Raw genomic sequence first — 1,552 nt, 5'->3', positions numbered from 1 at the left:
CCGTCTGGTGACGCTGGGTGGTGACAGCCGGATCGAGATCGACGCCAACCGGGACGGCGTGTTCGAAAGCGCGGTGACGCTGGAAGGCGTGACCGGCGGCACGCTCGTCACCACGGATGGCGGCCTGAGCCAGGTCGACATGCGCGTCACCGACCTCCTGCACGGAACGGGCAAGCTGCTGACGGGAACGGATGGTAACGACCAACTGACCGCGACGAGTTCGGACGGCTGGGTGCTCAAGGGCGGGGCCGGAGACGACAAGCTGACGGGCGCGGGCGGCAATGACGAGTTGCAGGGCGGCTCCGGCAACGACAGTCTCGACGGCAGGGGCGGCGCCGACACGATGATCGGCGGGCTTGGCAATGACGACTACATCGTGGACTCGGTGCTGGATGTCGTCGTCGAGGCGGCGGGGGAGGGCAGCCGCGACCGCGTGATCACCTCGGTCGACTACAAGCTGTCGGCGAATGTCGAGCATCTTCAGATGGTCGGCAAAGGGAATGTCTCTGCTACCGGAAACGAACTCAACAACATCATGGGCGGCAATTCGGGTGCCAATGTTCTCGACGGCGGGCTCGGCGCCGATACGATGGACGGTGGCACCGGAAACGACGTCTATTACGTCGATAATCTCGGCGACCGCGTGATCGAGAAGGCGGGGGGTGGGACCGATCTCGTCCATTCCTCCGTCAGCTTCAAGCTCGGCGAGAATGTCGAGGATCTTCAGCTGACCGGCATGTCGGACATCAATGGAACCGGCAATGCGCAGGCCAACCGGATTTTCGGCAATATGGGCGCGAACCTGATCGATGGCGGTGCGGGAGCCGATATGCTTCAGGGCGGCTTCGGCAACGACACGTTCCGCTTTGCCGCCGGGGAAGCGACTGGCGACTGGGTTCTCGATTTCCAGCGCCCTTGGTCCGGCATGTCCGGTTATGGAGACAAGCTGCTCTTCGTCGGCTACGGGCGGGACGCGCGCTTCTCGCAACTGGGGCAGAGCGACATCTATGTCGTCAGCAGTGCGGATGGTTCGATCAACGACGAAATCCGCATCCTGGGCAACACGGGCCTGACAGCGAGCGACGTGACCTTCGGCGAGTTGTAACGGACGAACCGACGATGGGGCGCCGGATCGTCCGGCGCCCCATCCGAAACTGAGCCTCGCCTACTCCGCCGCCAGACCCTTGGCGGCCGGCTCGTGCAGCGGGCAGCGGTTGAAGCGGGCGCGGAAGTCGGCGGAGTGCTGATAGGCCGTCCGGCGGGCGCGGTTGATGTTGCCGAGCGGGCGATGCGCGGCGAGGCCTGTCCAGACGCTGAAGCGCATTTCCTCGTCCACGGCGCGAACGCGGTCCTCGTCCCAGCTGTCCTGCGGCTCGGCCGTGAGCGTGGCGACGGTCTGGAACGGGGCCTCGTCTTCCTTCCATTCGACGGTCGGGTCCTCCACCGGCTGCTTGGCGAGATCGCGGCAGAGCTGAACACGCAACTCCCACACGCCCATGCGCTCGCGCATCTCGGCCTGCACCGTCTCGCGAATGGCGTCCGGCCGGCCGGA

General features: G+C 65.6%; 1 protein-coding gene and 1 pseudogene. One reads left to right on the top strand and one right to left on the bottom strand.

All coding sequences use genetic code 11. The features are described from left to right. The coding region (locus tag NS365_RS22600; protein ID WP_275477569.1) for a calcium-binding protein at positions 1 to 1,105 on the top strand (1,105 nt) is incomplete at its 5' end. A gap of 60 nt (positions 1,106 to 1,165) precedes the next feature. On the opposite strand, the pseudogene NS365_RS22595 reads toward NS365_RS22600, so the two are convergent. Further along, positions 1,166 to 1,552, bottom strand: a pseudogene (locus NS365_RS22595) (catalase); the annotation flags it as partial.

Origin of the sequence: Aureimonas ureilytica, from assembly GCF_001475935.1 — a bacterium.
GTDB classification, from domain to species: Bacteria; Pseudomonadota; Alphaproteobacteria; order Rhizobiales; family Rhizobiaceae; genus Aureimonas; species Aureimonas ureilytica_A.
This window is presented reverse-complemented; position numbering and strand designations above follow the sequence as displayed.